Consider the following 21,527-nt stretch of genomic DNA (forward strand, 5'->3'; position numbering starts at 1 on the left):
TTCTTGTTCAAGCCCGCGACTGTGGCAGCGCCAGTTGCAGCAGGCGCGCTTCATCCGCTTGGGCGCGGGGCAACTCACCGGTCAGGGCGCCTTCACTCATCACCAGGATGCGGTCGGAGATGCCCATCACCTCCATCAGGTCGCTGGACACCACGATCACCGCAATGCCACTGGCCGCCAGGTTATGGATGATCTGGTAGATCTCCGACTTGGCGCCGATGTCGATACCCCGGGTGGGCTCGTCCAGCAGCAGGACCTTCATCGGCATCGACAACCAGCGGCCAAGGATGGCTTTCTGTTGGTTGCCACCGGACAGGTACAGGATTTTCTGCTCGGCACTGGGCGTCTTGACCTTCATGGCCTGGATCTGCCGCTCGGCGTTGTCCCTCTCCCAGCCGTCGCGCAGCAACCAGCCGAACGAGGCATGGGCACTACGGGCGCTGATGTTGATATTTTCCGCCACGCTGGACAGCGGAATGATGCCTTCCTTTTTGCGGTCTTCCGGACACAGCAATACCCCGGCGGAGATGGCGTCCCGGGGTGAGCGCAGTTGCAGCGCTTGCCCGCACAGTTCCAGGCTGCCGGCACTGGCGCGCTCCAACCCACTGAGCAGGCGAAACAGCTCGGTACGCCCCGCGCCCACCAGCCCGAACAGGCCCAGGATCTCGCCCTTGCGCACCTCAAAGCTGATCGGTTCACGCAGGCCAGGACCGAGCAAGCCGTCTACCTTGAGCGCCACTTCGCCCTGCTCACGCGGTCGGTAATCGTAAATATCCTGGATATCGCGACCGACCATGCAGGTCACCATCTGATCGTGGGTCAGCGTGTTCATGTCCTCGAACGTGCGCACGTAGCGACCGTCCTTGAACACCGTCACTGCGTCGCAGATACGGAACACTTCTTCCATACGGTGCGACACGTAGAGCACCACTTTGCCCTCCTCGCGCAGGCGCGTGATGATCGCCATCAAGCGGTCGATTTCCCGCGCCGAGAGGCTACTGGTCGGCTCGTCAAAGGCGATCACATGGGCGCCACGGGACAGCGCCTTGGCGATTTCTACCAGTTGGCGCTGGCCCAGGGACAGGCGCCCGAGTTTTTCGTCGGGGTCGATTTCATCGGCCAGGCCCTTGAGGCAGGCCAGGGCCTGCTTGCGCAGCAGGCTCCGGTTGACCACGCCAAAGCGCGTGGGCAAATGCCCGAGGAACAGGTTCTCGGCCACGCTCATTTCCGGCACCAGATGCAGCTCCTGGTGAATCACCGCCACACCGCTGGCGATGCTGTCGGCGGCGCATTTGAAGGCCATGGTCTGCGCGCCGATCTGCACCGTACCGCTGGACGGAATGTAGGCGCCGCCGAGGATTTTCAGCAGGGTCGACTTGCCTGCGCCGTTCTCGCCCATCAGCGCGTGCACCGAATGCGGCCGCGCTTCAAAGCTGATCTGCGCCAGGGCTTTCACACCGGGAAACTCCTTGCCGATGCCATTGAAACGCAGGGCCGCGCCGCTCATTTCCACAGGCCGATCTTGGTCAGTTCTTCCTGGAAATTGGCGCGGGTGATCAAGGTCACTTCGTCCATGGCGGTGTATTTGGCCGGTTCCTTGCCGGTGGTGACCCACTCGTACATCGCCAGCGCGGTGTTATAGCCCTCGATATGCGGGCTGGGCAGCATGGAGCCGAAGAAACCGCTGTCGGCTTTCTTCAATTCGCCAATGGCGTCGGTGCCATTGATGCCGATGCCGATGACGTTGGCGGCCTTGAAGCCGGCACTTTCGGTGGCGCGCACGCCGCCGAGCACGGTGTTGTCGTTCATGCCGCCGATGATCAGGTTCTTCGCCCCGTTCGGCAGCTTGACCAAGGCCGAGTTGGTGGCGTCCATGCTGCCGGGGACGTCGAGGGTTTTCAGCGCAGCGGTGAGGATGTGGTCCTTGGGAATACCGGCCTCCTCGAGGGATTTGATCGAGCCGTCTGTACGCTTCTTACCGGTGTCGAGTTCGTTGAAGGTATTGATCACCGCATAGGTGTCCTTCCAGTCCCAACCGCGTTTTTTCGCTTCGGCGGCCATGGCGGCGCCCTGCTTCTGGCCCACTTCAAACGCGGCCATTCCCAGGTATGGCACGTCTTCCATGAAGTTGCCCTTGGCATCGACAAAGCGGTCATCCACGGCCATCACTTTCAAACCGTTGACCTTGGCCTTGGCAACGATGGCCGGGCCCAGGGACACGTCCGGCGGGCAGATCACAAAACCCTTGGCGCCATTCGCGGCCAGGCTGTCGATGGCCGACAAGGTCTTTTCGCCATCGGGCACGGCGATCTTGATCACAGTAAAACCATGCTCTTTGCCGGCTTTTTCCGCGAATGCCCACTCCGTTTGAAACCAGGGTTCCTCGGCCTGCTTGACCAGGAAACCGATCTTCACTTCTTCAGCCGATACCCAGCCGCAGAACGCCATTGCCAGTGCCACGGCACCGAGTGTTTGCTTGAACATGGACCACCTCCTTCTTGTTATTGGAAAACGCTTTAGTCGTGGTACATCACAGACCGCCCGCCATCGATCATCAGGCAAGTGGCGTTGATAAAGGGCGCCTCGTCGGTCGCCAGGAACAGTGCTGTCATGGCCACTTCGATGGGCTGGCCAATGCGTTTGGGCGGGTGCAGGTCGAACGCACGCTGGCGTTCGGCGTGAGGGTCAGGGAAACCGTTCCAGTAATCGACGTTGAGCTGGGTTTCGATATAGCCGGGGGCGATGGCATTCACGCGGATGCCCTTGGGCGCGTACTCGATGCCCAGGGCCCGGGTAAGGCCGAGCAGGCCGTGCTTGGCCACAGGGTAAGGAAAGCAACCGGGAATGATGTGGCTGGAATGGGTGGACGCGATATTGATGATGCTGCCGATGCCCTGCTCGATCATGTGCGGCAACACCGAGCGGCAGCCGTACCAGGCACCGTCGAGGTCGATGGCGAAACAGCGGCGCCAGTCCTCTTCGCTCATCTCCAGCGGGTCACGGAACACGTTGACCCCGGCACAGTTGACCAGCACATCCACGCGGCCAAAGCGCTCGATGGCCAGGTTGACCAGTGCCTGCCATTGATCCTTGGAAGTAATATCAACCGGTTGGGCGTAAACCTGCGCACCGTGTTCGCGCCAATGAGCGGCGATTTTCTCGACTTTGTCGCCCTGGATATCCGCAATGATCAACCGCGCCTGCTGGGCCTGGAAACAGGTAACGATGGCTTCGCCAATGCCTTGGGCGGCGCCGGTGACGATCACCACCTTGTTCTTCAGCCGCTCGCCATAAGTCGGCTCGGGCACGGCGGGTAGGGACAACGGTTGCGCCTGCATCGCTTCACCTTTTTATTTTTTGTAGTGAGTGCTGATGCTGGCGACTATAAACCCATCGCCTGAAATATCTCAATATATAAATTAAGATCCCATATATTGAGAAAAATAAAAAAATGTTCGAGCGGGTTAGCTGTGGCGAGGGAGCTTGCTCCCGCTGTCTGCGCAGCAGACTCCCGCTTTTGGGGGGCGCTTCGCACCCCAGCGCAAGCAAGCTTGCTCGCCACAGGAAAGCTCACATTCTGGTTTTAGTGTTTACATAAACGAGGCTTCAGCCTTGGGCAAAGTCGCGCAGGGCATCGCCTTCCATGCGATAACGCACCCATTCTTCCTGAGGCTGGGCGCCTATGGATTTGTAGAAGGCAATCGCTGGCTCGTTCCAGTCCAGCACGCTCCATTCAAAGCGCCCGCAACCGTTGTCACAGGCGATCTTGGCCAAGTGGCGCAGCAACTTCTTGCCGGCCCCGCCGCCGCGTTGTTCCGGGTTGATGTACAGATCTTCCAGGTACAGGCAGTTACTGCCCAGCCACGTCGAGTAACTGAAAAAGAACACCGCAAAGCCAATCGGCAAGCCGTCGCGCAAGCAGATAAGGCCATGGGCCGTGGCGCCTTCGCTGAACAGGCTGCGTTCGATATCCACCACGCTGGCGATCACTTCATGCCGGGCTTTCTCGTACTCGGCAAGTTCAGTGATAAAGGTCAGGATCTGCGCAGCATCGCTGGGCACGGCGGGGCGAATCTCGATGGTCATGGGCGAGCCTTGGGCAAATTCAAAGGCCACATACTAAGACGGTTTGATGGCCGTTTGCAGTGCAATTGATGCCAATCAGCACGTTTCACTCCGGCGCGGGGTGAAGCAAGCATCAGCAACAACAGAACAAAGCCTGGGGACGCCCATGGTAAACAATGGGCATAAATCCAACGATCAGAGACCTGCTCATGCACGCCACGCCACCAGTGGGCACGAAGACATTCGCGCTGTTCTGCCTCGCCAGTTTCCTGCTGTCACTGTCTTACGGCTCGACCTTTTTGTTGTCACTGCTGATCCATGCCCGTGGCGGTAATGAACACGACGCGGGCAGTGTCATTGCCACGGCAATGCTCAGCACCTTCGTAGCGGTGGTGCTTTCCGGGCATCTGGCCGATGCGATGGGCGCGGCGCGAGCGATTGCGAGCACCGGCCTATTGTTAGTGGTGGCCTGCCTGGGGTTTGCCCTGACGCCAGGGTTTGGCCAGGGCTTGATGCTGTTTGGATTGTCCCTTGGCTTGGGCTGGGGCGTGTTCTATACCTTGGGTCCGATCATCGTGACGCTGCTGGTGGAACCCCGCCAGCGGGCCAAATATTTCGCCTTGCTCTCGGGCAGTATGTTGAGCGGCATAGGTTCCGGCCCTTTGCTGGGACGCGCCGCCACTGCGCTGGACCTGCCCCTGACAACGGCGTTTTATATTGCCGGGCTCGCCAGCCTCGCCGGGGTGGTGATGTTCTGGCGCATGGGCTCTCGGTTGCGACAGCACGCGAATGTACCGACATCCAGGATTTCCTGGGCTGCAAGCCGCCGCGTACTGTCTTCCAAGGCGGCGTTCGCCATCCTGATGGTTGGCCTGGGTGGCTGCGTATTCGGGGGGCTATCTTCGTTCCAGACCAGCTATGCCGTTGCCCATAAGCTGGACTATTCGCTGTTCTTCGCGGGTTTCCTGACAGCGGCAATTATCAGTCGCCTGCTGATCGCCGGTTTCGTGGTCAAGCGCGATGCGTACCAGGCTGCCTGCGTATTATCCGGGGTGATGCTCGGCGCGATCACGCTGTTCGCGTTTGGTGTCAGCGGCAACCTCAGTTATGTGCTCGCCGCCGCCACGCTAGGGATCGGGTATGGCCTGACGTATTCGGTGATTAACGGCCTGGTGGCCAACGAAGCGCCCAGCGGTACCACTTCCCAGGCGTTATTGCTGTTCAGCCTGGCGTACTTTATCGGCGTCTTCGGGTTTCCCTGGCTCGCAGGCAAGATCATCGTCGACTTCGGCCTTGCGACAATGATGCTGAGCGTACTGGTGATCGCCGCACTCAACTGGACGATCACAGTGGCGCGCTTGGTAGCGCGCCGACTATCGGCACATAAAGTGATACATGTGAGCTGATACCGTTCGTCGCCATCCCGGCACGATCGGCAAACGCGGGCAGACCAATACAGGGTAAGGACATTAATCATATGGAGACACCCTGATGAAAAATTCCAAATTTGCTGCCCTCGCCCTCACCGGCCTGTTGTCTGCCGCGTCCTTGAGCGCCTTTGCGGCTAGCTCGACCACTGGCCCCACCGATCCAACGCCGGACGCCACTACCGAGTCGCAAAAATCCATGGGCACCGGCCTGGATACCAACGGTGGCGCGATCATCGACAACAGCGCCGACCCACGCACCAAAGGCAACGACACCCAGCGCCAGGCACCGCCTGCCGTAGGCAACGGCAAGATGGGCCCTGGCACGAGCAACAATGAGCCGAAGATCAACAAGGGCGACGACTCGAACATCCCCGGCGCGCAGAAACAACCAGCGCCTTGATGCACCCTTGGTACGACCAACACCCGACCATTTCCCAGTGAAGAGGTACGCATGAACGTCGATAGAAACCTTGAAAAAGAAGTCCTCACCCGCCTGCTGCACGCCCATCCGCAAGGCTTGGGCAAGGAGGTGCTGGACAATTACCGCGGTGAAAAAGAGGTCGCCAGTGTCTTGGCGTTCCTGCAGGACCGCGGGCTGATCAAGGATGGGCATGTGACCACCGACGACGCCGGCGAATACGCGTTGAACCTGCCGATCAAGCTCACCGCTTCTGGTGTGGATGAGGCGCGCAAGCTCGACGCTCAAAGTACTCAGTAATCCATTTCTGGCCTGGCCCCGCGACTGGGGCCAGAGGGAGTTTTAGCGATGCCTCGTGGAAGCAAAGCCAAATACACCGACGAACAGAAACGCAAGGCCGCTCATATCGAAGACAGTTATGAGCATAAGGGGTTGCCCAAGGACGAAGCCGAAGCCCGCGCCTGGGCGACCGTCAACAAACAGTCCGGCGGTGGTGAAAAAGCCGGCGGATCAGGCAGGCGCAAAGCACCGGCCAAGAAAACCCAGGACCGGCAGGAATCGGCCAAGCGTGCCGCTGCCAGCCGTGAAGGCCACCCGCGCAGCAGTGGGGCTTCGCTGGGTACGCAGACTAAGGAAAGTTTGATGAAAGAGGCGAGGGCCAAGGATATTCCTGGGCGCTCAACCATGCGCAAAGATGAGTTGGTTCAAGCGCTGAAAAAAGCAGGTTAAACGCAGAACCCGTTGTGGGAGCGGGCTTGCTCGCGAATGAGGTGTGTCAGTCAGCACATGCTTTAACTGATACACCTCCTTCGCGAGCAAGCCCGCTCCCCTAGGGTTGTGCGTATTTATTCAGCCAGCAATGCGTCGACTTCGGTGACGCCAGGTGAAGTGGCCGGCCCCCAACGCGTCACCGCCAACGCCGCCGCTGCGTTCGCTCGACGCGCCGCCTCAACGGGTTTCAAGCCCTGCGCCAACCCGGCGATAAATACCCCTGCATGCGCATCCCCCGCACCATTGCTGTCTACCGCCTGCACCTTGAAGCCAGGTACATGCTCAGTCTCTACCCCGCGCCCTACCCAGCAACCATTTGGTCCATCACGCACAACCAGCAGTGCCTGCAAGTGCTGATTCAGCATGGGCAGCGCCTGACTCATATCCGCCGCCCCGGTAAACGCGAGGGCTTCAGGGCCATTGCTGGTCCAGATGTCGATACGCGGCAACAAGGCACGCATCAACGCCGAGTCCGGCGCCTTGACCAGCGGGCCCGGGTCGAATACCACCACGATCTCTCGCGGAAGCGCCAGCAGCCAGTCAAGCAACGGCTGCGCCTTACCTTCAAGCAGCAAGCTGTAGCCACTGACGTACACATAATCATCGATACGCGGGACGATCTGAGCCAAGTCGTCGGCACTCAGCTCACCCTCGGCGCCGAGATGGGAGATGAAGGTGCGTTCGGTGCTCGCTTCAGTCAGCGACACGCACAACCCGGTATCTTTGCCAGCGCTGGCCGCCAAGGCCATTTCAACACCTTCGGCCTGCATCGCGGCACGCGCCAGCTCGCCAAAGCGCCCATCGCCATGGCGGCCCAGGTAAACCACCGGCAACCCATTGCGCCGTGCCGCAGCCATTACGTTGAAACCGCCACCGACTTGGAAACTGGCGGAGTTGGCCAGCACGTCACCGCCGCTTGCCGGCAGGGTGTCGAGGCCCATGACCAGGTCGACAATGACCTGGCCGGTGTGCAGCAATCTAGACATTGGCGCTCTCTGCTAAACCCGGACGACGGTCAGAGGCCCCGCCCAAGACTGCATATATTCCGCCAGCCACCACGAAGGTCACGATCCAGCCCAGCCCGTTGTGGCCAAGCCAGGAGTCGGACAGCGGCCCGGCAAACCAAATGTTTTCGGCGGTGGTGCCGATGGTGGTGAAGCTGAACCCCAGCACAATGGCCACGGCCCAGGCGCCAAATGCACGCCACTCCACGCCGCCGCGATACCAGTAGGCACTGTTGGGGCTGACGTCCAGCAGGTCGGTGGGGCTGTAGTAATGACGGTGAATCAGGTCGACCACGAAAATCCCAACCCACGCCGTGATCGGCACCGCCAGCAGCGAAATGAAGGTAATGAACGGGCCATAGAAGCTATCGGCGATCAGCATGAAATAGATGGAGCCGGCAAAAATCGCCACGATATCGACGATCACTGCATGCACGCGCTTGACCTTCAAGCCCAGGGTCAGGGTAGTGAGGCCGGCCGAGTACACCGACAGGTTGTTCGACAGCAACAGGCCGCCGAACGCGGTGATCAGGTACGGCACGGCCATCCAGGTCGGCAGCATGTCGCGGATCGCGATGATGGGGTCGGTGGCCGATGCCAGGTCATTGTTACCCACCGACAACAGGCCACCCAGGGTGATCAGTAGCACCAGCGGGATACCTGCACCAAACGCGGCGGAGGCCACCAGGCGCACGGCCTTGACGCTGCGGTGCTGGTAACGCGACATGTCTGCACCGGCGTTGGCCCAACCGATACCGGTACCGGCAGCCATGGTGCCTACGCCAATGATCATCGCGCTCAACGGCGCCGGGGTGGCGTTGAACACCGCGCTCCAGTCGATGGTGGCACACAGAAAGCCGCCCACCAGAATGTTCAGGCCGCCGAATACGTAGGTGGCCCACTTCTGGATCACCAGCAACGTGGCGTGGCCCAGGCCCGATACGGCCAGGGTCAACAGCACGAAGATGGCAATGAAGATCAGGGTGAGCACCGGCGCGCTCTTGGCCTCCACTGCCGAGCCGAACAGGATGGAGCTCAACGACAACAATACGAAGGCTGCGGTGGTGGTGTTGACGGTTTCCCAACCCAGGCGGGACATCAGCGACACCAATGTCGGGCCGATATTGCCGCGCACACCGAAAATGGCGCGGGACAAGGTCAAGCTGGGCGCACGACCACGGCGACCGGCGATGGAGATGATGCCCACTACGGCAAAGGAGCCCGCGGCGCCAAGAATCGCGACGATGATCGCCTGCCAGATGGCCAGGCCACGAAACGCCACCAGCGTTGCACCAAGGGGCAAACCGAGGATGCTGATATTGGCCGCGAACCACACCCAGAACAGTTGCAGCGGATGACCGTTGCACTCGCCTTCCGGGACCGGCTCAATGCCGCGTGTTTCCAGTTGCCCGGCGGTTTGGCCGGAAGAGGGGCTGCTCATTAAGGGGGGCTCCTGATGCCTGTATTGTTGTTGTGGTTGTGGCAGCGAGTCGAATCTTTATCCAGTCTTCCTGACCCAACGCTTTTGAATGTGGGAGCTGGCTTGCCAGTTCCCACATTTGGTTCCGTGTTTATCGCAAGGCCAATAACCCTTGGGCCAGCGGCTGCAAGTCCAGGCCATTGACCCGCTTGACCTGTTCAACCAACGCCTCAGGCCAGCACTGCATACCCAGGCACGCCCCCAGCATGGCGCCGAGGATCGCGGCAATGGTGTCGGTGTCGCCGCCCAGGCTGGCCGCCAGGCACAGGGCTTCGAAGGCGTTCATATCACCCGACGCCACTTGCTGGGCCAAGGCAAACGAGACCACCACCGATTCCTGAGAAGCCACCGAAGTACCAATCAACTCGTAAAGCAGGTCGGCAAACAACGCTTTGTCGCCGCTGCCGACGCTCAGGGTGCGAGCCCAACTGATGCGGGTAGAAATGCGTCCGCCCGCGATCCAGTGACCATGGCTTTCGGCCTGTCGGGCAATCTGGGTCCCGATATTCAGGGCTTCCCCCAGGTCCACGCCATTGATGCCTGCCGAGACCACCGCCGCCACGGCCGCAGCGCTGGAAATACCCAGGCTGGTGTTATGGGTGACCTGGCACGCCTGGATCACCGCCTGGATAAACCGCGCCGGGTCGCTGACATCGGCGGCGATGCCCACCGGGGTTATGCGCATGGCCGCGCCATTGGTGGTGCCGTAGCGCCCGGATTCCTCCGGAGTATGACCGGCGAGGATCATGTCGATCGCGCGTTTGGTGGACGGCCCGAGCAAGTCCTGAGAACCCTTGGCACGCATCCCCGCTTCCCAGTCGATCAGGCGCTGGGCAAGCACGGCGGGCTCGATCTGGCCCTGGCCTTGCACCAGTAACTCGGCAACCAGGATGGCTTGTTCGGTGTCATCGGTGATGGAACCGGCAGGCATATTGGGCGCAATGGGCTGGTCCGCGTCGGCGTCTTCCAAGGCGGTGATAGCACCGAAGCGCTTTTGTACCTGCTCGCGGCTCAAGGATTGGGTGGGCATGCCCAAGGCATCGCCCAGGGCCAGGCCATAAAAGGCGCCAAGTGCGCGATTTTTTCGGGTCATTTCGACGCTCCAAACTGCAGGTGCAGGCGAAAGTGCAACGGGTCAAGCAGGCTTTCGACATGCTCCATGAAACGCTCGCGACGATCATAGGTGGTGCGTGACGCCTTGAGAAATACCGTACCGCTGGGGCGCCCGAGTAATTCGGCGTCTTCATCGCTCAGGGGTTCAGCACCGATCCACTGGTCGCCGTCGGCCCCGACGTAGCCGTAGGCGGCCAGGGTGATGGTCAGGGAATTATCGATCAGCCCAATGTGGGGCAGGTTTTCCAGATCGCCAACGGCCGGCATCAACGAGCGTTCCAGCGACACCGCTGTACCGTCAGCCGTGCGCCGGAGGCGGTCGAGGGTAATGAACTGGTCGGTGCCGAAACGGCTGAACAGATCCGGGCGCGTCACGGCTTCGAAACGCAGGACGTCGGTGCTTACTTGGGCGCCCGTATCGGCCAAGGCCTGGGCCCAACCGCTGCGTTGGTCCAACACCATGCCGTCAAAGGTGACAATCGAACCGACGCCGCTCTGGGTGGCGATGTAGTTGCGACGCTTGAGCTCGGCCAGCGCCTCGCGCAGCGTGCCCCGGCTGACCGCAAACTCCTCGGCCAGTTGGTGCTCGCCCGGCAATAGAAAGCCGTCGGCCATGACTCCACCTTCGATACGGCGGATGAGTTCATCGACGACGCGTTTTTTCTTATCAAATCGAACATGTCTAATCATGTACAAATTGATAACCGAAAGCGCGCGTTTACCGCAAGAGGATTATTTCAGGCTGAAGACAAAAACCGCCTCAGGGCTCCAGGCCGATGGGGAAAAACTCCCCGCTGCTCCAGACGCCAAGCCAATTCTGACCGTTGATCGGACGGCTCACCGCCAGCTCCACCAACTGGTAAAAAACGTTGCGATGCACGAGGGCTTCGAGGTTGGTGCGAACGCGCACATAGGGGGCGGGTTCCTGGGTGATGGGGTCGGTGACCACCCGCAGCGGGTGTTCGAGGCCTGCCTCGACCTGTTCGTCGACGTTGGTGGTAAAGCACAACACCTGGCTTTCGCCCTGCCCTTGCACTTGCAGGGTCACTGCGACAAACGGCGCATCATCAACGCGGATGCCGACCTTCTCCACGGGCGTCACCAGAAAATAATCATCGCCATCGCGGCGGATGATGTTGGAGAACAACTTGACCATCGGCTTTCGCCCGATAGGTGTGCCCTGGTAGAACCAGGTGCCATCGCGGGCGATGCGCATGTCGATGTTGCCGCAGAAATCCGGGTTCCACAGATGCACCGGTGCCGGCCCCTTGCCCTTGGGCAGTTGGGCCAATAAATCATTGGCCTTGGCGGAATCGGTCATGGCGGGCTCCTCTGTCTTACTGATCACTCATACCCAGCAAACCGCGGGCATATTGCGCCAGGGGGCGAGCGATCAAATCTTGTGGCGATGTGTCGTGGAACGTCAGTAAACCGCCACGACTGCGAATACGTGCAGTATCAATCAAATACTGGGTGCTGGTCTCGATCAACATGACTTGGATCACCCCGCTGTCCAGGCCAAGGCGGTCCAGGGCTTGCTGGTCGGTCCACTCGTCGGCGTTGCCGATACGGTCATCGGCTGCCGCAAAACGGCAATACAGCAGGTAGTGAGCACCGACGGCACGGGCTTCGGCCATGGCCTGTTCAAGACCTTCGGGCTGGCGGGCGCGACGCACCATAGGGAAATATTCAACGAAGCCATTGAAGGCTTCCTCGGCCACCACATTGGGCCGCGGGTAGGCGCTGCCCGGCGGCACGAAGGCGCCCTGGGCGATAAACACAAAGGAGTCCGGCTGTATGCGCACCGAGGCAGTACGGCGCGTATCGCTGTGATCGAGCAGTCCGGCATCGCTCATCTGATAGCGGGTGCCTTCGGCCATATCACTGACGGTCATGCAACCACCCAGGGCCAATGACGCCAGCAGCAAAACCAGACTACGCATCCTAATCCTCCAGAGGCCGGTGACAGGAAACCGGCGAATGGGGCGTGGGATGCAGAATCCGCGCCAGTCAGCTGCGCCACAAATCAAATGTGTGAACCCGCAATATCTACCTTAGCCACCAATGATCTTCATGATCGTGGCACCGCCGGAGAACGCCACTTCCTGCTTGTCGGCCAAGGCTTTCATCAACAAGCCCTGCAACGCTGGCAACGCTTGATGGCGTGGCTGATCGAGCAAGTCACCGACATAATGGCGATTGCTGGACGACAGGCAGCCATGCAGCCAACCAGTAGAGGACAACCGCAACCGCGAACAGGTGCGGCAGAACGGTACGCTCTCGTTGGCGATCACACCGAAGAAGCCTTTGCCCGGCACTTCGTAGCGTACCGCCGTCGCATCGACGGGTGCGTTGGCTTGCAGGTATTCATGTTGCTCGCCGATCAAGCTGAGCAGCTGTTGCAAGCTGACAAACTGTTGCAGGAACGCGTTGGAGTCTTTGGCCAGGTGCCCCATGCGCATCAGTTCGATAAAGCGCAGCTCGTAGCCACGCGCCAGGCAGTAATCGAGCAGCGGCATCACCTGGTCCAGGTTCTGGCCGCGCAACGGCACCATGTTGACCTTGATCTTGATTCCGGCAGCACTGGCCTGGTCCATGCCATCGAGCACGGTGGCCAGGTCGCCGCCACGGGCGATGCTGCGGAAAGCGTCGGCATCCAGCGTGTCGAGGGAGACATTGATGCGCCGAATACCGGCTGCCACCAGCAACGGCAGTTTACGCGCCAGCAGTTGGCCGTTGGTGGTCAGGCTGATGTCGCTCAGGCCCATCTGCCCTACCGCCCCCATGAAGGCTTCCAACTTGGGGCTGACCAACGGCTCACCGCCGGTAATGCGCAAGCGCTCGATACCCGCCGCTTCGATCAGGTAAGCCACGCCTCGGGCCATGGCCTCGGCCGACAGTTCATCCTGGGCAGCCACCAGCCGCTTGCCGTCAGGCACGCAATAGGTACACGCATAATTGCAGGCTGAAGTCAGGCTGATCCGCAAATTGCGAAAACGCCTGCCTTGACGATCAACGATCATGGATCACTCCGGCAGAGGATAATTCGGGCGCGCTAAAAGCTGACTCATAACTCAGCTTTTAGCAAGGTCCTTGCCTGAGTATATTCCTGGGTTACTGCGCCTGGCAGTAAATCGTTGCGCCATCACTGTGGCGAATGACTTACGTGGCAGGGGTGTCGCCGCTCTTCTCGGCGCCCGGCAGTTCCGGGCTGTGCTTGCGCTTGTTGCCCATGCGCACGCCGATGTCCATCAGGAATTGGAAGAAACCTTCCTGGTCTTCCAGCACATTGCTCCAGAACGGCGAGTGGTACAGCGCCACAGCGCCATGCACCAAGGCCCAGGCGGCGCAGTAGTGGAAATACGGTGGCACGTCTTCAAGCTTGCCTTCGCTGATACGGCCCTTGATCAACAGGGTCAGGCGTTCGAAGTTCGAGGCGCGGATCTTGTGCAGCTCCTCGACCATCTCCGGCACTTGGTGACCTTTGACCACCTTCTCTTCCAGGCGGTCGAACAGGCGGTAGCGCTGTGGGTCACGCATGCGGAACTCGAAGTAAGCGCGGGACAGGGCTTCCTTGTCTTTGTCGACATCCGCCGAGTGCAGCAACTCGTTCAAATCGCGCTCGTAGTCGAGCATCAGGCGCAGGTAGATTTCGGCCTTGGACTTGAAGTGTTTGTAGATCGTGCCTTTGCCGATACCCACGGCATCCGCAATCATCTCGACGGTGACGCTGTCTTCACCTTGTTCGAGGAACAGCTTGAGCGCGGTGTCGAGAATTTCCTGCTCACGGCGGCGAAATTCACGGACCTTACGGGGTTCTTTGTGCATGAGGAAGAGTCTGCAAAGGTCGGAAATAGGGAGGGTTGCGCAGGGCCATGGATACGTGGCGATACGATTTACCCGGTGCGAGGGATTATCCCGACTGAACGGTCGTTGGGCAATGTCTATGTGAACCCGTCAGGCACATAACTTTCAATGCACCAACGATTTCGCCGTTATCAGTCAGAAATAATACGCAACACCTGAACCTGCCCATCAGCGCAATGAGAACTCAAGCGAAGGCCGCGTATTCCAAATCTGTTTAAAAAACGATCAATCACGACTGGACTGAATGGGATAGTGGTCAATACTTCAACTGTCGGCGCGACATCTCCCCCAAGTGACGCGTCGACCTGGGTACCGACGGACTGCGTGCCCTTGTTTTACTCCTAATGGTCTTAGCCCGGATTCACCCCCCAGAACCCGGGTTTTTTTTGCCTGGGATTCGACCGCCCTAACCGGCCACGTGGGCCAGCGGGAACAGGCGCTTGAAGTTCTCGGTAGTCTGCTCGGCAAAGCGCTCGTACGACTCACCGCGCAGCATCGCCAGGTAATCAGCCACGTCACGTACATATTCGGGCAAGTTCGGTTTGCCGCGATGGGGGATGGGCGCCAGGTACGGAGAGTCGGTTTCCACCAGCAGGCGGTCGGCGGGCACCTGGCGGGCCACATCGCGCAGCGCGTCGGCATTGCGGAAAGTGACGATGCCCGACAGGGAAATATAGAACCCCAGGTCCAGGGCCGCCTTGGCCATATCCCAGTCTTCGGTAAAGCAGTGCAACACGCCAGCCTGCGACAACGCGGCTTCACGCAGCAAAGCCAGGGTATCGGCACGGGCGCCTCGGGTGTGCACGATCACCGGCTTGCCCGTCTGCTGGGCGGCTTGCAGGTGCAGGCGGAACGAGGCCTGCTGCAACTCGGCAGCTTCAGGCTCGTAGTGATAGTCCAGGCCGGTTTCGCCAATGGCCACCACTCGCGGATGGTTGAGTTCGCCCAGTAGCCAGTCCAGAGCCGGCGCTTCGCCTGGCTTGAGGTCAAGCGGGTGAATGCCCACCGAGCAATCGACGTCGGCGTAGCGATCAGCCAGGGCTTTGACGTCGGCGGCGTTGTCGGCGCTGACGCCAATGCACAGGAAGTGCCCTACCCCACGCTGGCGGGCAGCTTCAAGGGCGACGTCGAGGGAACCGCCGTGCTGGGCAAGGTCGAGGCGATCAAGGTGGCAATGGGAATCTACGAGCATAGGAATCTGAGCTTAAGTCACAAAAGAGGTAGGGCCAACGATACACCCGTCAGCCACGGAATTTAACGGCGCCCGAGCAGGCCGACCCACTGCACCAGCAACGCCTCGAGCAACAGCACGCGGTTGAGGTTGGCCTTGCCGAGGACTTTCTGGCGCTGGGCGAGGATCCAGTCCTGGATGTTCAGCACTTTGTCCTGGGCACTTTTTTGCGCCAGGTATTGCACGACCTTGCGCATATCCGCCAAGCCCAGGCCGTTCTCATCCTGGGTGAGCTGGTAGCGCAGGATCAGGCTGGACCAGTCGCAGAACCAGTCGAACAACAGCAACAGCGGAATATCCTTCCAGGCGCTTTCGGCCAGTTGCGTGGCGGACAATTCCTGCTTGAGCAGTTTCTTCACGCCATCCACGACCAGTGCACGCTGTTCGCGCACGCCCTGAGCCTGCAGCTTCACTGCCGCCAAAGGCGAGCCAGCCGCCAGGGTCAGCAACTCGCCTCGTTCTTCTGCGCTGCATTCCGGCAACGCCTGCGCCAGCCATTGCAGGCTCATGGCTTCGCTGGGCAACGGGCAAGCCTGCTGCACGCAACGGCTGCGAATGGTCGGCAACAAGCGGCTGGACTGGTGGCTCACCAGCAACAGCACGGTATCGCCGGACGGCTCTTCAAGGCTTTTGAGCAAGGCGTTGGCCGCGTTGATGTTCATCGCCTCAACCGGTTCAATCAGCACCACTTTGCGCCCGCCCATCTGCGCGGTCTGCACCACGAAGCTCACCAAGTCGCGCACTTGGTCGACCTTGATGGCCTTGTCCGCTTCCTCGGGCTCCAGCACATAGTTGTCCGGGTGACTGCCAGCCTTGAGCAACAGGCAGGACTTGCACTCGCCACATGCCTCCAGATTGACCGGGCGTTGGCACAACAGGCTGCCCATCAGGCGTTCGGCGAGGTGGCGTTTACCGATGCCCACCGGCCCATGCAGCAGATAGGCGTGGGCGTGCTGGGCGCGCCCTGCCAGTTGCTGCCAGAGGCCGTCCTGCCACGGGTAGGACTCAGCCACGGCTACGCTCCAACAGGGTGGGCAGCAGCGCGTCGATAGCCTGTTGCACCTGACTCAGCGGCTGGGCGGCGTCCAATAGGTAATAACGTGTGGGCTCAGCCTTGGCGCGCTGCAGGAAAGCGCTGCGCACTGCATCAAAGAAGGCCTGGCCTTCCAACTCGAAGCGATCCAGACGACCTCGCGCACTGGCGCGGGCCATGCCCACTTCCACCGGCAGGTCGAACAACAGGGTCAGGTCGGGGCGCAGATCGCCTTGCACGAAGGTTTCCAGGGTGGTGATGCGCTCCATGGACAACCCCCGGCCCCCACCCTGGTAGGCGTAGGTGGAATCGGTAAACCGGTCGCAGATCACCACGGCACCCCGCGCCAGGGCCGGGCGAATCACTTCGGCCAGGTGCTGGGCACGGGCGGCAAACACCAGGAGCAACTCGGTGTCCGGATTCATCGGCTCGTCACCCGGGGTCAGCAGGACGTCGCGAATGCGCTCGGCCAACGGCGTACCACCCGGCTCACGGGTCAGCACCACCTCGATGCCCTGCGCACGCAGGCGCTCGGCCAGGTAGTCACGGTTAGTGCTTTTGCCGGCGCCTTCCGGGCCTTCCAGGGTAATAAACAAGCCAGTCACAGGCAGTCCTTAGTCAGAGTCATTGCGGGCTTTGCGGCGCGGTCGTGTCCGGCGCGGGCTCGATCGGAGCGTCGGGGGTAGGCGCATCACTGGAAGGTGCCGAATCTTCAGGCGGTTTCACCACCGGTGCCGGGCTGGAACGGTAATCGGCACGGCGCTTGAGTTGGAACTCACGCACGGCGGCATTATGCGCATCCAGGTTATCCGAGAATATATGGCTACCATCGCCACGGGCGACGAAATACAGGCTGCTGCCCGGTACCGGGTTCAGTGCTGCATGGATCGCCTCGCGACCGACCATCGCGATGGGCGTGGGCGGCAGGCCAGCAACCATGTAGGTGTTGTAGGGGTTGGCTTCCTTGAGGTGGGTGCGGGTCAATTTACCGTTGTAGCGCTCACCCAAGCCGTAGATCACGGTGGGGTCGGTCTGCAGCAACATGCCGATCTTCAGGCGACGCACAAAAACACCGGCAATCTGCCCGCGCTCCTGAGGCACCCCGGTCTCCTTTTCCACGAGCGACGCCATGATCAGTGCTTGGTAAGGGTCGGTGTAGGGCGCGTCGGCGGCACGCTTGCTCCACTCCTGGGCGAGTACATCGTCCAGGCGGTTGTAAGCTTTTTTCAGGAACTCGACATCAGTCATGCCGCGGACAAAACGGTAGGTGTCGGGGAAGAACCGCCCTTCAGGAAACACACCTGGGTGGCCAAGCTTATCCATCACTTCGCTGTCAGTCAGGCCCGCGAGGGTCTGCACGATCTTTTCATGCTTGGCCAGGGCGGTGCGCACCTGACGGAAATTCCAGCCCTCCACCAAGGTCAGGCTGTACTGCACCACTTCGCCGCGCTGCCACAGGCCGATCAAACCCTCGGCGGTAAGGCCCGGGCTCATGCGGTACTCGCCGCTGTGCAGTGGCTGGCCTTCGAGGTTGAAGCGCCAGTACAGACGCAACCAGAATGCATCGTCGAGCACGCCGTCGGCTTCCAGACGATTGAAGGTGCCCGTCGGCGTAGCGCCAGCAGGTACATCGAGCAACTGCTCCTGAGGCAGCTTCAGGGGCTGCTTGAGGGCAGAGTCGAGTTTCCAGGCAGAAAAGCCCACGAGCAAAGCCGCCGAGATCAGGCTGATCTGCAGCAGTAACACCAGTTTTCGTATCAACTCAAATATCCAATAGCGCGCGAACAATGCCCTGCAGTTTACGGGTGAGCGGCCCAACCGGCCAGCTCATCGCAGCGCAGCCTCGCACCGGCCAAATGCCATAAACGCTGTTGCAGACGAAGACTTCATCGGCCTGTTGCAACTGCTCCAAACTGATGTCGGCCACGGCCACCGGGACGCCCAGCGCTTGTGCCTGGGCCAGAACTTCGGCGCGCATCACGCCCGCAACGCCACAACGGCTCAGATCAGCGGTTAGTAACAAGCCGTTGCTCACCAGGAAAAGATTGCTGAATATGCCTTCGATCACCCGGCCAGATATATCCAGCATCAGGCCTTCGGCATGTTCGGTATCTTGCCATTCGGCACGCGCGATCACCTGCTCCAGGCGATTGAGGTGCTTGATACCGGCCAGCAACGGCTGCTGCGCCAAGCGCGTGGCACACGCGAACAGGCGCACGCCTTCGACTTCATGGGTGGGCGGGTAAACAGCGGGCGCGCTGCCCTGCAAGATGCGGCGCACAGGGGCGCCAGGGTTGATGCCGTAACCGCGCAAGCTGTCGCCACGGGTGAGGATCAATTTGAGAATACCGTCGCCAAGGGCGGCGGCGAAGCTCAGCACTTCGTGGCGAATCAACCCGTGATCCACCACCAATGCCAAACGCCTGCAACCCTCTTCCAGGCGTTGCAGGTGACGGTCGAGCAGCAACGGCTGCCCGGCCTTGACGGCGATGGTCTCGAACACCCCATCGCCATAGGCCAGGCCGCGATCTTTCAGGGGCACGCTGTCCGCTGGCTGACCGTCGACCCAGCTGTGCATCACTCGGCGAACCGGCGGAACACCAGGGAACCGTTGGTGCCACCGAAACCGAACGAGTTGGAAATCGCCACGTCGATCGGCATGGGCTGCGCTTCGTGGGGCACGAAGTTCAGGTCGCAGCCTTCGTCCGGCTCATCAAGGTTGATAGTCGGCGGAGCGACCTGATCCCTGATTGCCATCACACTGAAGATCGCCTCGACCGCGCCCGCCGCACCCAACAGGTGGCCGGTCATGGACTTGGTGGAGCTGACCGCCAGCTTATAGGCGTGCTCGCCGAACACCGACTTGATGGCCTCTGCTTCCGCCAGGTCGCCGGTCGGGGTCGAAGTGCCATGGGCGTTGATGTACTGCACCTGGTTGGGGTTGACCTTCGCATCGCGCAAGGCATTGGTGATGCAACGCGCAGCACCCGCTCCGTCGGACGGCGGTGAAGTCATGTGGTAAGCGTCGCCGCTCATGCCAAACCCGATCAATTCGGCGTAGATAGTGGCACCACGCGCCTTGGCGTGCTCCAGCTCTTCGAGCACCAGCGCACCGGCACCGTCGGAGAGCACAAAGCCGTCACGGCCCTTGTCCCACGGACGGCTGGCACGGGTCGGCTCGTCGTTGCGGGTCGACAGCGCACGGGACGCGCCGAAGCCGCCCATGCCCAGGCCGCACGCGGCCATTTCGGCGCCGCCGGCGATCATCACGTCGGCTTCGTCGTAGGCAATGTTGCGTGCCGCCATGCCAATGCAGTGGGTACCTGTGGTACACGCCGTGGCGATTGCGTAGTTCGGTCCCTGTGCACCCAGATGAATGGACAGGAAGCCGGAAATCATATTGATGATCGAGCCCGGTACGAAGAACGGTGAAATTCGACGTGGGCCAGTCTCATGCAAGGTGCGGCTGGTTTCTTCGATATTGGTCAGACCGCCAATACCTGAACCCATGGCCACGCCGATGCGGTCACGGTTGGCGTCGGTGACTTCCAGGCCGGCGTTACGCACAGCCTGAAACCCGGCAGCCAGGCCGTACTGAATGAACAGGTCGAGCTTGCGGGATTCTTTGATCGAGAGATATTCCTCGACATTGAAGCCCTTTACCGAGCCGCCAAAACGGGTGGAATAGGCAGAAAGGTCCGTGTGTTCGATCAGACCAATACCACTGCGGCCAGCCAGAATGCCCTGCCAACTGCTCGGCACATCCGTACCCAGTGGCGACAACATACCCATACCGGTGACTACGACGCGTCTACGCGACACAGCACTCTCCTTTTTCTAATGACGACACTTTTCATCGCCGCTAAAGAAAAAACCGCACGCCTTTACAGCAGTGCGGTTTTTCCCTGACAGCAAGCGACGACTACAAACTATTACGCCTGGTGGCTAGTAACGTAGTCGATGGCAGCTTGAACAGTAGTGATTTTTTCAGCTTCTTCGTCCGGGATTTCGGTCTCGAATTCCTCTTCCAGAGCCATCACCAGCTCAACGGTGTCAAGGGAATCGGCACCCAGGTCTTCTACGAAGGAAGCAGTGTTGACCACTTCTTCTTCCTTAACGCCCAGTTGCTCGGCGACGATTTTCTTGACGCGCTCTTCGATGGTGCTCATACCTTGTTTAACTCCTAATGGACAAATTCAGGCAGCTGGCCAGTGGGTAAGTGTATAGAAAGCCATTTCAGCTTTTCAACTGAAAGCTTCACCCTGTACCCGGTCGGCCACCTGCCTATAAATTAAGTTGCAGCTTTATAACGGATTTTAGACAGCTCGTATGACATTTTTTTGAAGCGATCCGTCACAATTTAACTCATGTACATCCCGCCGTTAACCGGGATTGTAGCCCCAGTCACGTATGCCGCACCGTCAGATGCCAGGAAAGTGACCACATTCGCGATCTCTTGGGCCTGGCCCAGACGGCCCAGCGGAATCTGCGTCAGCAAGGCTTCGCGCTGCGCTTCCGGCAGTTCGCGGGTCATATCGGTGTCGATGAACCCAGGGGCCACCGAGTTGACCGTAATCGACCGCGAGCCGACTTCACGCGCCAGTGCGCGGCTGAAACCTTCCAGGCCGGCCTTGGCAGAGGCGTAGTTTACTTGGCCTGCGTTGCCCATGGCACCCACTACGGAGCCAATATTGATAATTCGGCCCCAACGCGCCTTGGTCATGCCGCGCAAAACGCCCTTGGACAGGCGAAACAGACTGTTCAGGTTGGTATCGACCACGTCGTACCACTCGTCGTCTTTCATGCGCATCATCAGGTTGTCACGGGTGATCCCGGCGTTGTTCACCAGGATAGCCGGTGCACCGAACTGAGCAGTGATCTGGGCCAGTACGGCAGCCACGGACTCATCGCTGGTCACATTCAGTTCAAGACCGGTACCTTGCACGCCGTTTTCCTTCAGGGTCGCGGCGATACGCTCGGCGCCCGAGGCGGAGGTGGCGGTGCCGATCACAACGGCGCCCTGACGGCCCAGCTCCAGGGCGATCGCCTGGCCAATGCCACGGCTTGCGCCGGTAACCAGTGCAACTTTACCTTGCAGACTCATGCAGGCTTCTC

24 protein-coding genes are annotated in these 21,527 nt (G+C 60.5%); 4 read left to right on the forward strand and 20 right to left on the reverse strand.

Features of this window, described 5'->3' with window-relative positions:
• Positions 1-7: 7 nt before the first annotated feature.
• The 4 genes from araG to AC1RAC_RS18800 all read right to left on the reverse strand — a co-directional run bounded on the left by araG (position 8) and on the right by AC1RAC_RS18800 (position 4,086).
• Positions 8-1,507 (reverse strand): L-arabinose ABC transporter ATP-binding protein AraG, encoded by a 1,500-nt coding sequence (gene araG, locus AC1RAC_RS18785; RefSeq protein WP_492616885.1) that lies wholly within the window; start codon positions 1,505-1,507, stop codon positions 8-10.
• Positions 1,504-2,484 (reverse strand): substrate-binding domain-containing protein, encoded by a 981-nt coding sequence (locus AC1RAC_RS18790; RefSeq protein WP_082423423.1) that lies wholly within the window; start codon positions 2,482-2,484, stop codon positions 1,504-1,506. Before AC1RAC_RS18790 ends, araG begins: the two co-directional genes overlap by 4 nt.
• Before the next feature lie 32 nt (positions 2,485-2,516).
• Positions 2,517-3,338, reverse strand: a complete 822-nt coding sequence (locus AC1RAC_RS18795; RefSeq protein WP_236282289.1) for an SDR family oxidoreductase — start codon at positions 3,336-3,338, stop codon at positions 2,517-2,519.
• 268 nt (positions 3,339-3,606) lie between these two features.
• Positions 3,607-4,086: a GNAT family N-acetyltransferase gene (locus AC1RAC_RS18800; RefSeq protein ID WP_034128422.1), complete on the reverse strand. Its 480-nt coding sequence runs from the start codon at positions 4,084-4,086 to the stop codon at positions 3,607-3,609.
• A 188-nt stretch (positions 4,087-4,274) separates the two neighbouring features.
• On the opposite strand from AC1RAC_RS18800, the gene AC1RAC_RS18805 reads away from it, so the two are divergent.
• The 4 genes from AC1RAC_RS18805 (at position 4,275) to AC1RAC_RS18820 (ending at position 6,642) form a co-directional block, all read left to right on the forward strand.
• Positions 4,275-5,471 carry an MFS transporter gene (locus AC1RAC_RS18805; protein ID WP_197900977.1) on the forward strand — a complete coding sequence of 399 codons (1,197 nt, stop codon included), beginning with the start codon at positions 4,275-4,277 and terminating at the stop codon, positions 5,469-5,471.
• Between the two features lie 85 nt (positions 5,472-5,556).
• The gene (locus AC1RAC_RS18810; RefSeq protein WP_034128424.1) at positions 5,557-5,895 is read left to right on the forward strand and encodes a hypothetical protein; all 339 of its coding nucleotides are present in this window, start codon (positions 5,557-5,559) and stop codon (positions 5,893-5,895) included.
• Positions 5,896-5,946: 51 nt separating this feature from the next.
• The gene (locus AC1RAC_RS18815; RefSeq protein ID WP_032895690.1) at positions 5,947-6,213 is read left to right on the forward strand and encodes a hypothetical protein; all 267 of its coding nucleotides are present in this window, start codon (positions 5,947-5,949) and stop codon (positions 6,211-6,213) included.
• 48 nt (positions 6,214-6,261) lie between these two features.
• On the forward strand, positions 6,262-6,642 hold the full coding sequence (locus AC1RAC_RS18820; RefSeq protein WP_054897938.1) for a hypothetical protein: 381 nt from the start codon (positions 6,262-6,264) through the stop codon (positions 6,640-6,642).
• Between the two features lie 116 nt (positions 6,643-6,758).
• Here AC1RAC_RS18820 and AC1RAC_RS18825 read toward each other — a convergent pair whose 3' ends face one another.
• The 16 genes from AC1RAC_RS18825 to fabG form a co-directional block, all read right to left on the reverse strand.
• Positions 6,759-7,670, reverse strand: coding sequence for a PfkB family carbohydrate kinase (locus tag AC1RAC_RS18825; RefSeq protein WP_034128426.1), 912 nt, complete (start codon positions 7,668-7,670; stop codon positions 6,759-6,761).
• Entirely contained in the window at positions 7,663-9,129 is a 1,467-nt protein-coding gene (locus AC1RAC_RS18830; RefSeq protein ID WP_054922125.1) for a purine-cytosine permease family protein, read from the reverse strand. Before AC1RAC_RS18830 ends, AC1RAC_RS18825 begins: the two co-directional genes overlap by 8 nt.
• A 130-nt stretch (positions 9,130-9,259) precedes the next feature.
• Positions 9,260-10,261, reverse strand: a complete 1,002-nt coding sequence (locus tag AC1RAC_RS18835) for an ADP-ribosylglycohydrolase family protein (protein ID WP_492616886.1) — start codon at positions 10,259-10,261, stop codon at positions 9,260-9,262.
• On the reverse strand, positions 10,258-10,971 hold the full coding sequence (locus AC1RAC_RS18840) for a GntR family transcriptional regulator (RefSeq protein ID WP_057976379.1): 714 nt from the start codon (positions 10,969-10,971) through the stop codon (positions 10,258-10,260). Before AC1RAC_RS18840 ends, AC1RAC_RS18835 begins: the two co-directional genes overlap by 4 nt.
• Before the next feature lie 70 nt (positions 10,972-11,041).
• On the reverse strand, positions 11,042-11,602 hold the full coding sequence (locus AC1RAC_RS18845) for a DUF1285 domain-containing protein (protein ID WP_197882735.1): 561 nt from the start codon (positions 11,600-11,602) through the stop codon (positions 11,042-11,044).
• 16 nt (positions 11,603-11,618) lie between these two features.
• Positions 11,619-12,224 (reverse strand): DUF4823 domain-containing protein, encoded by a 606-nt coding sequence (locus AC1RAC_RS18850; RefSeq protein WP_034128431.1) that lies wholly within the window; start codon positions 12,222-12,224, stop codon positions 11,619-11,621.
• Positions 12,225-12,335: 111 nt separating this feature from the next.
• A complete protein-coding gene (locus AC1RAC_RS18855; protein ID WP_019817203.1) occupies positions 12,336-13,304 on the reverse strand; it encodes a GTP 3',8-cyclase MoaA in 969 nt (322 codons plus the stop codon).
• A 139-nt stretch (positions 13,305-13,443) separates the two neighbouring features.
• Entirely contained in the window at positions 13,444-14,109 is a 666-nt protein-coding gene (locus tag AC1RAC_RS18860) for a TetR/AcrR family transcriptional regulator (protein ID WP_034128432.1), read from the reverse strand.
• Between the two features lie 445 nt (positions 14,110-14,554).
• Complete coding sequence (locus AC1RAC_RS18865; RefSeq protein ID WP_034128433.1) at positions 14,555-15,340, reverse strand: TatD family hydrolase; 786 nt, start codon at positions 15,338-15,340, stop codon at positions 14,555-14,557.
• Between the two features lie 62 nt (positions 15,341-15,402).
• Positions 15,403-16,392 carry a DNA polymerase III subunit delta' gene (locus AC1RAC_RS18870; RefSeq protein ID WP_034128434.1) on the reverse strand — a complete coding sequence of 330 codons (990 nt, stop codon included), beginning with the start codon at positions 16,390-16,392 and terminating at the stop codon, positions 15,403-15,405.
• The gene (gene tmk / locus AC1RAC_RS18875; protein WP_054897935.1) at positions 16,385-17,017 is read right to left on the reverse strand and encodes a dTMP kinase; all 633 of its coding nucleotides are present in this window, start codon (positions 17,015-17,017) and stop codon (positions 16,385-16,387) included. The genes AC1RAC_RS18870 and tmk overlap by 8 nt, the downstream gene beginning before the upstream one ends.
• 19 nt (positions 17,018-17,036) lie before the next feature.
• Positions 17,037-18,173, reverse strand: coding sequence for an endolytic transglycosylase MltG (gene mltG / locus AC1RAC_RS18880; protein WP_034128436.1), 1,137 nt, complete (start codon positions 18,171-18,173; stop codon positions 17,037-17,039).
• A gap of 1 nt (position 18,174) precedes the next feature.
• A complete protein-coding gene (pabC, locus tag AC1RAC_RS18885) occupies positions 18,175-18,990 on the reverse strand; it encodes an aminodeoxychorismate lyase (protein ID WP_054897934.1) in 816 nt (271 codons plus the stop codon).
• Complete coding sequence (gene fabF, locus AC1RAC_RS18890) at positions 18,990-20,234, reverse strand: beta-ketoacyl-ACP synthase II (RefSeq protein ID WP_034128438.1); 1,245 nt, start codon at positions 20,232-20,234, stop codon at positions 18,990-18,992. The genes pabC and fabF overlap by 1 nt, the downstream gene beginning before the upstream one ends.
• 110 nt (positions 20,235-20,344) lie before the next feature.
• Positions 20,345-20,581, reverse strand: a complete 237-nt coding sequence (gene acpP, locus AC1RAC_RS18895; protein WP_003175607.1) for an acyl carrier protein — start codon at positions 20,579-20,581, stop codon at positions 20,345-20,347.
• Positions 20,582-20,772: 191 nt separating this feature from the next.
• The gene (gene fabG, locus AC1RAC_RS18900) at positions 20,773-21,516 is read right to left on the reverse strand and encodes a 3-oxoacyl-ACP reductase FabG (protein ID WP_003189275.1); all 744 of its coding nucleotides are present in this window, start codon (positions 21,514-21,516) and stop codon (positions 20,773-20,775) included.
• Between the last annotated feature and the right edge of the window lie 11 nt (positions 21,517-21,527).

It is taken from the genome of Pseudomonas sp. GW823-FHT02F05, from assembly GCF_058797315.1.

Coding starts and splice junctions, on each gene's coding strand:
- AC1RAC_RS18840 (WP_057976379.1), bottom strand. CDS start 10,971: ATGATTAGACATGTTCGATTTGATAAGAAAAAACGCGTCGTCGATGAA.
- AC1RAC_RS18800 (WP_034128422.1), bottom strand. CDS start 4,086: ATGACCATCGAGATTCGCCCCGCCGTGCCCAGCGATGCTGCGCAGATC.
- AC1RAC_RS18790 (WP_082423423.1), bottom strand. CDS start 2,484: ATGTTCAAGCAAACACTCGGTGCCGTGGCACTGGCAATGGCGTTCTGC.
- pabC (WP_054897934.1), bottom strand. CDS start 18,990: ATGCACAGCTGGGTCGACGGTCAGCCAGCGGACAGCGTGCCCCTGAAA.
- araG (WP_492616885.1), bottom strand. CDS start 1,507: ATGAGCGGCGCGGCCCTGCGTTTCAATGGCATCGGCAAGGAGTTTCCC.
- AC1RAC_RS18795 (WP_236282289.1), bottom strand. CDS start 3,338: ATGCAGGCGCAACCGTTGTCCCTACCCGCCGTGCCCGAGCCGACTTAT.
- AC1RAC_RS18850 (WP_034128431.1), bottom strand. CDS start 12,224: ATGCGTAGTCTGGTTTTGCTGCTGGCGTCATTGGCCCTGGGTGGTTGC.
- AC1RAC_RS18820 (WP_054897938.1), top strand. CDS start 6,262: ATGCCTCGTGGAAGCAAAGCCAAATACACCGACGAACAGAAACGCAAG.
- AC1RAC_RS18815 (WP_032895690.1), top strand. CDS start 5,947: ATGAACGTCGATAGAAACCTTGAAAAAGAAGTCCTCACCCGCCTGCTG.
- AC1RAC_RS18835 (WP_492616886.1), bottom strand. CDS start 10,261: ATGACCCGAAAAAATCGCGCACTTGGCGCCTTTTATGGCCTGGCCCTG.
- AC1RAC_RS18830 (WP_054922125.1), bottom strand. CDS start 9,129: ATGAGCAGCCCCTCTTCCGGCCAAACCGCCGGGCAACTGGAAACACGC.
- AC1RAC_RS18805 (WP_197900977.1), top strand. CDS start 4,275: ATGCACGCCACGCCACCAGTGGGCACGAAGACATTCGCGCTGTTCTGC.
- acpP (WP_003175607.1), bottom strand. CDS start 20,581: ATGAGCACCATCGAAGAGCGCGTCAAGAAAATCGTCGCCGAGCAACTG.
- fabG (WP_003189275.1), bottom strand. CDS start 21,516: ATGAGTCTGCAAGGTAAAGTTGCACTGGTTACCGGCGCAAGCCGTGGC.
- AC1RAC_RS18810 (WP_034128424.1), top strand. CDS start 5,557: ATGAAAAATTCCAAATTTGCTGCCCTCGCCCTCACCGGCCTGTTGTCT.
- AC1RAC_RS18855 (WP_019817203.1), bottom strand. CDS start 13,304: ATGATCGTTGATCGTCAAGGCAGGCGTTTTCGCAATTTGCGGATCAGC.
- AC1RAC_RS18865 (WP_034128433.1), bottom strand. CDS start 15,340: ATGCTCGTAGATTCCCATTGCCACCTTGATCGCCTCGACCTTGCCCAG.
- AC1RAC_RS18860 (WP_034128432.1), bottom strand. CDS start 14,109: ATGCACAAAGAACCCCGTAAGGTCCGTGAATTTCGCCGCCGTGAGCAG.
- AC1RAC_RS18825 (WP_034128426.1), bottom strand. CDS start 7,670: ATGTCTAGATTGCTGCACACCGGCCAGGTCATTGTCGACCTGGTCATG.
- AC1RAC_RS18845 (WP_197882735.1), bottom strand. CDS start 11,602: ATGACCGATTCCGCCAAGGCCAATGATTTATTGGCCCAACTGCCCAAG.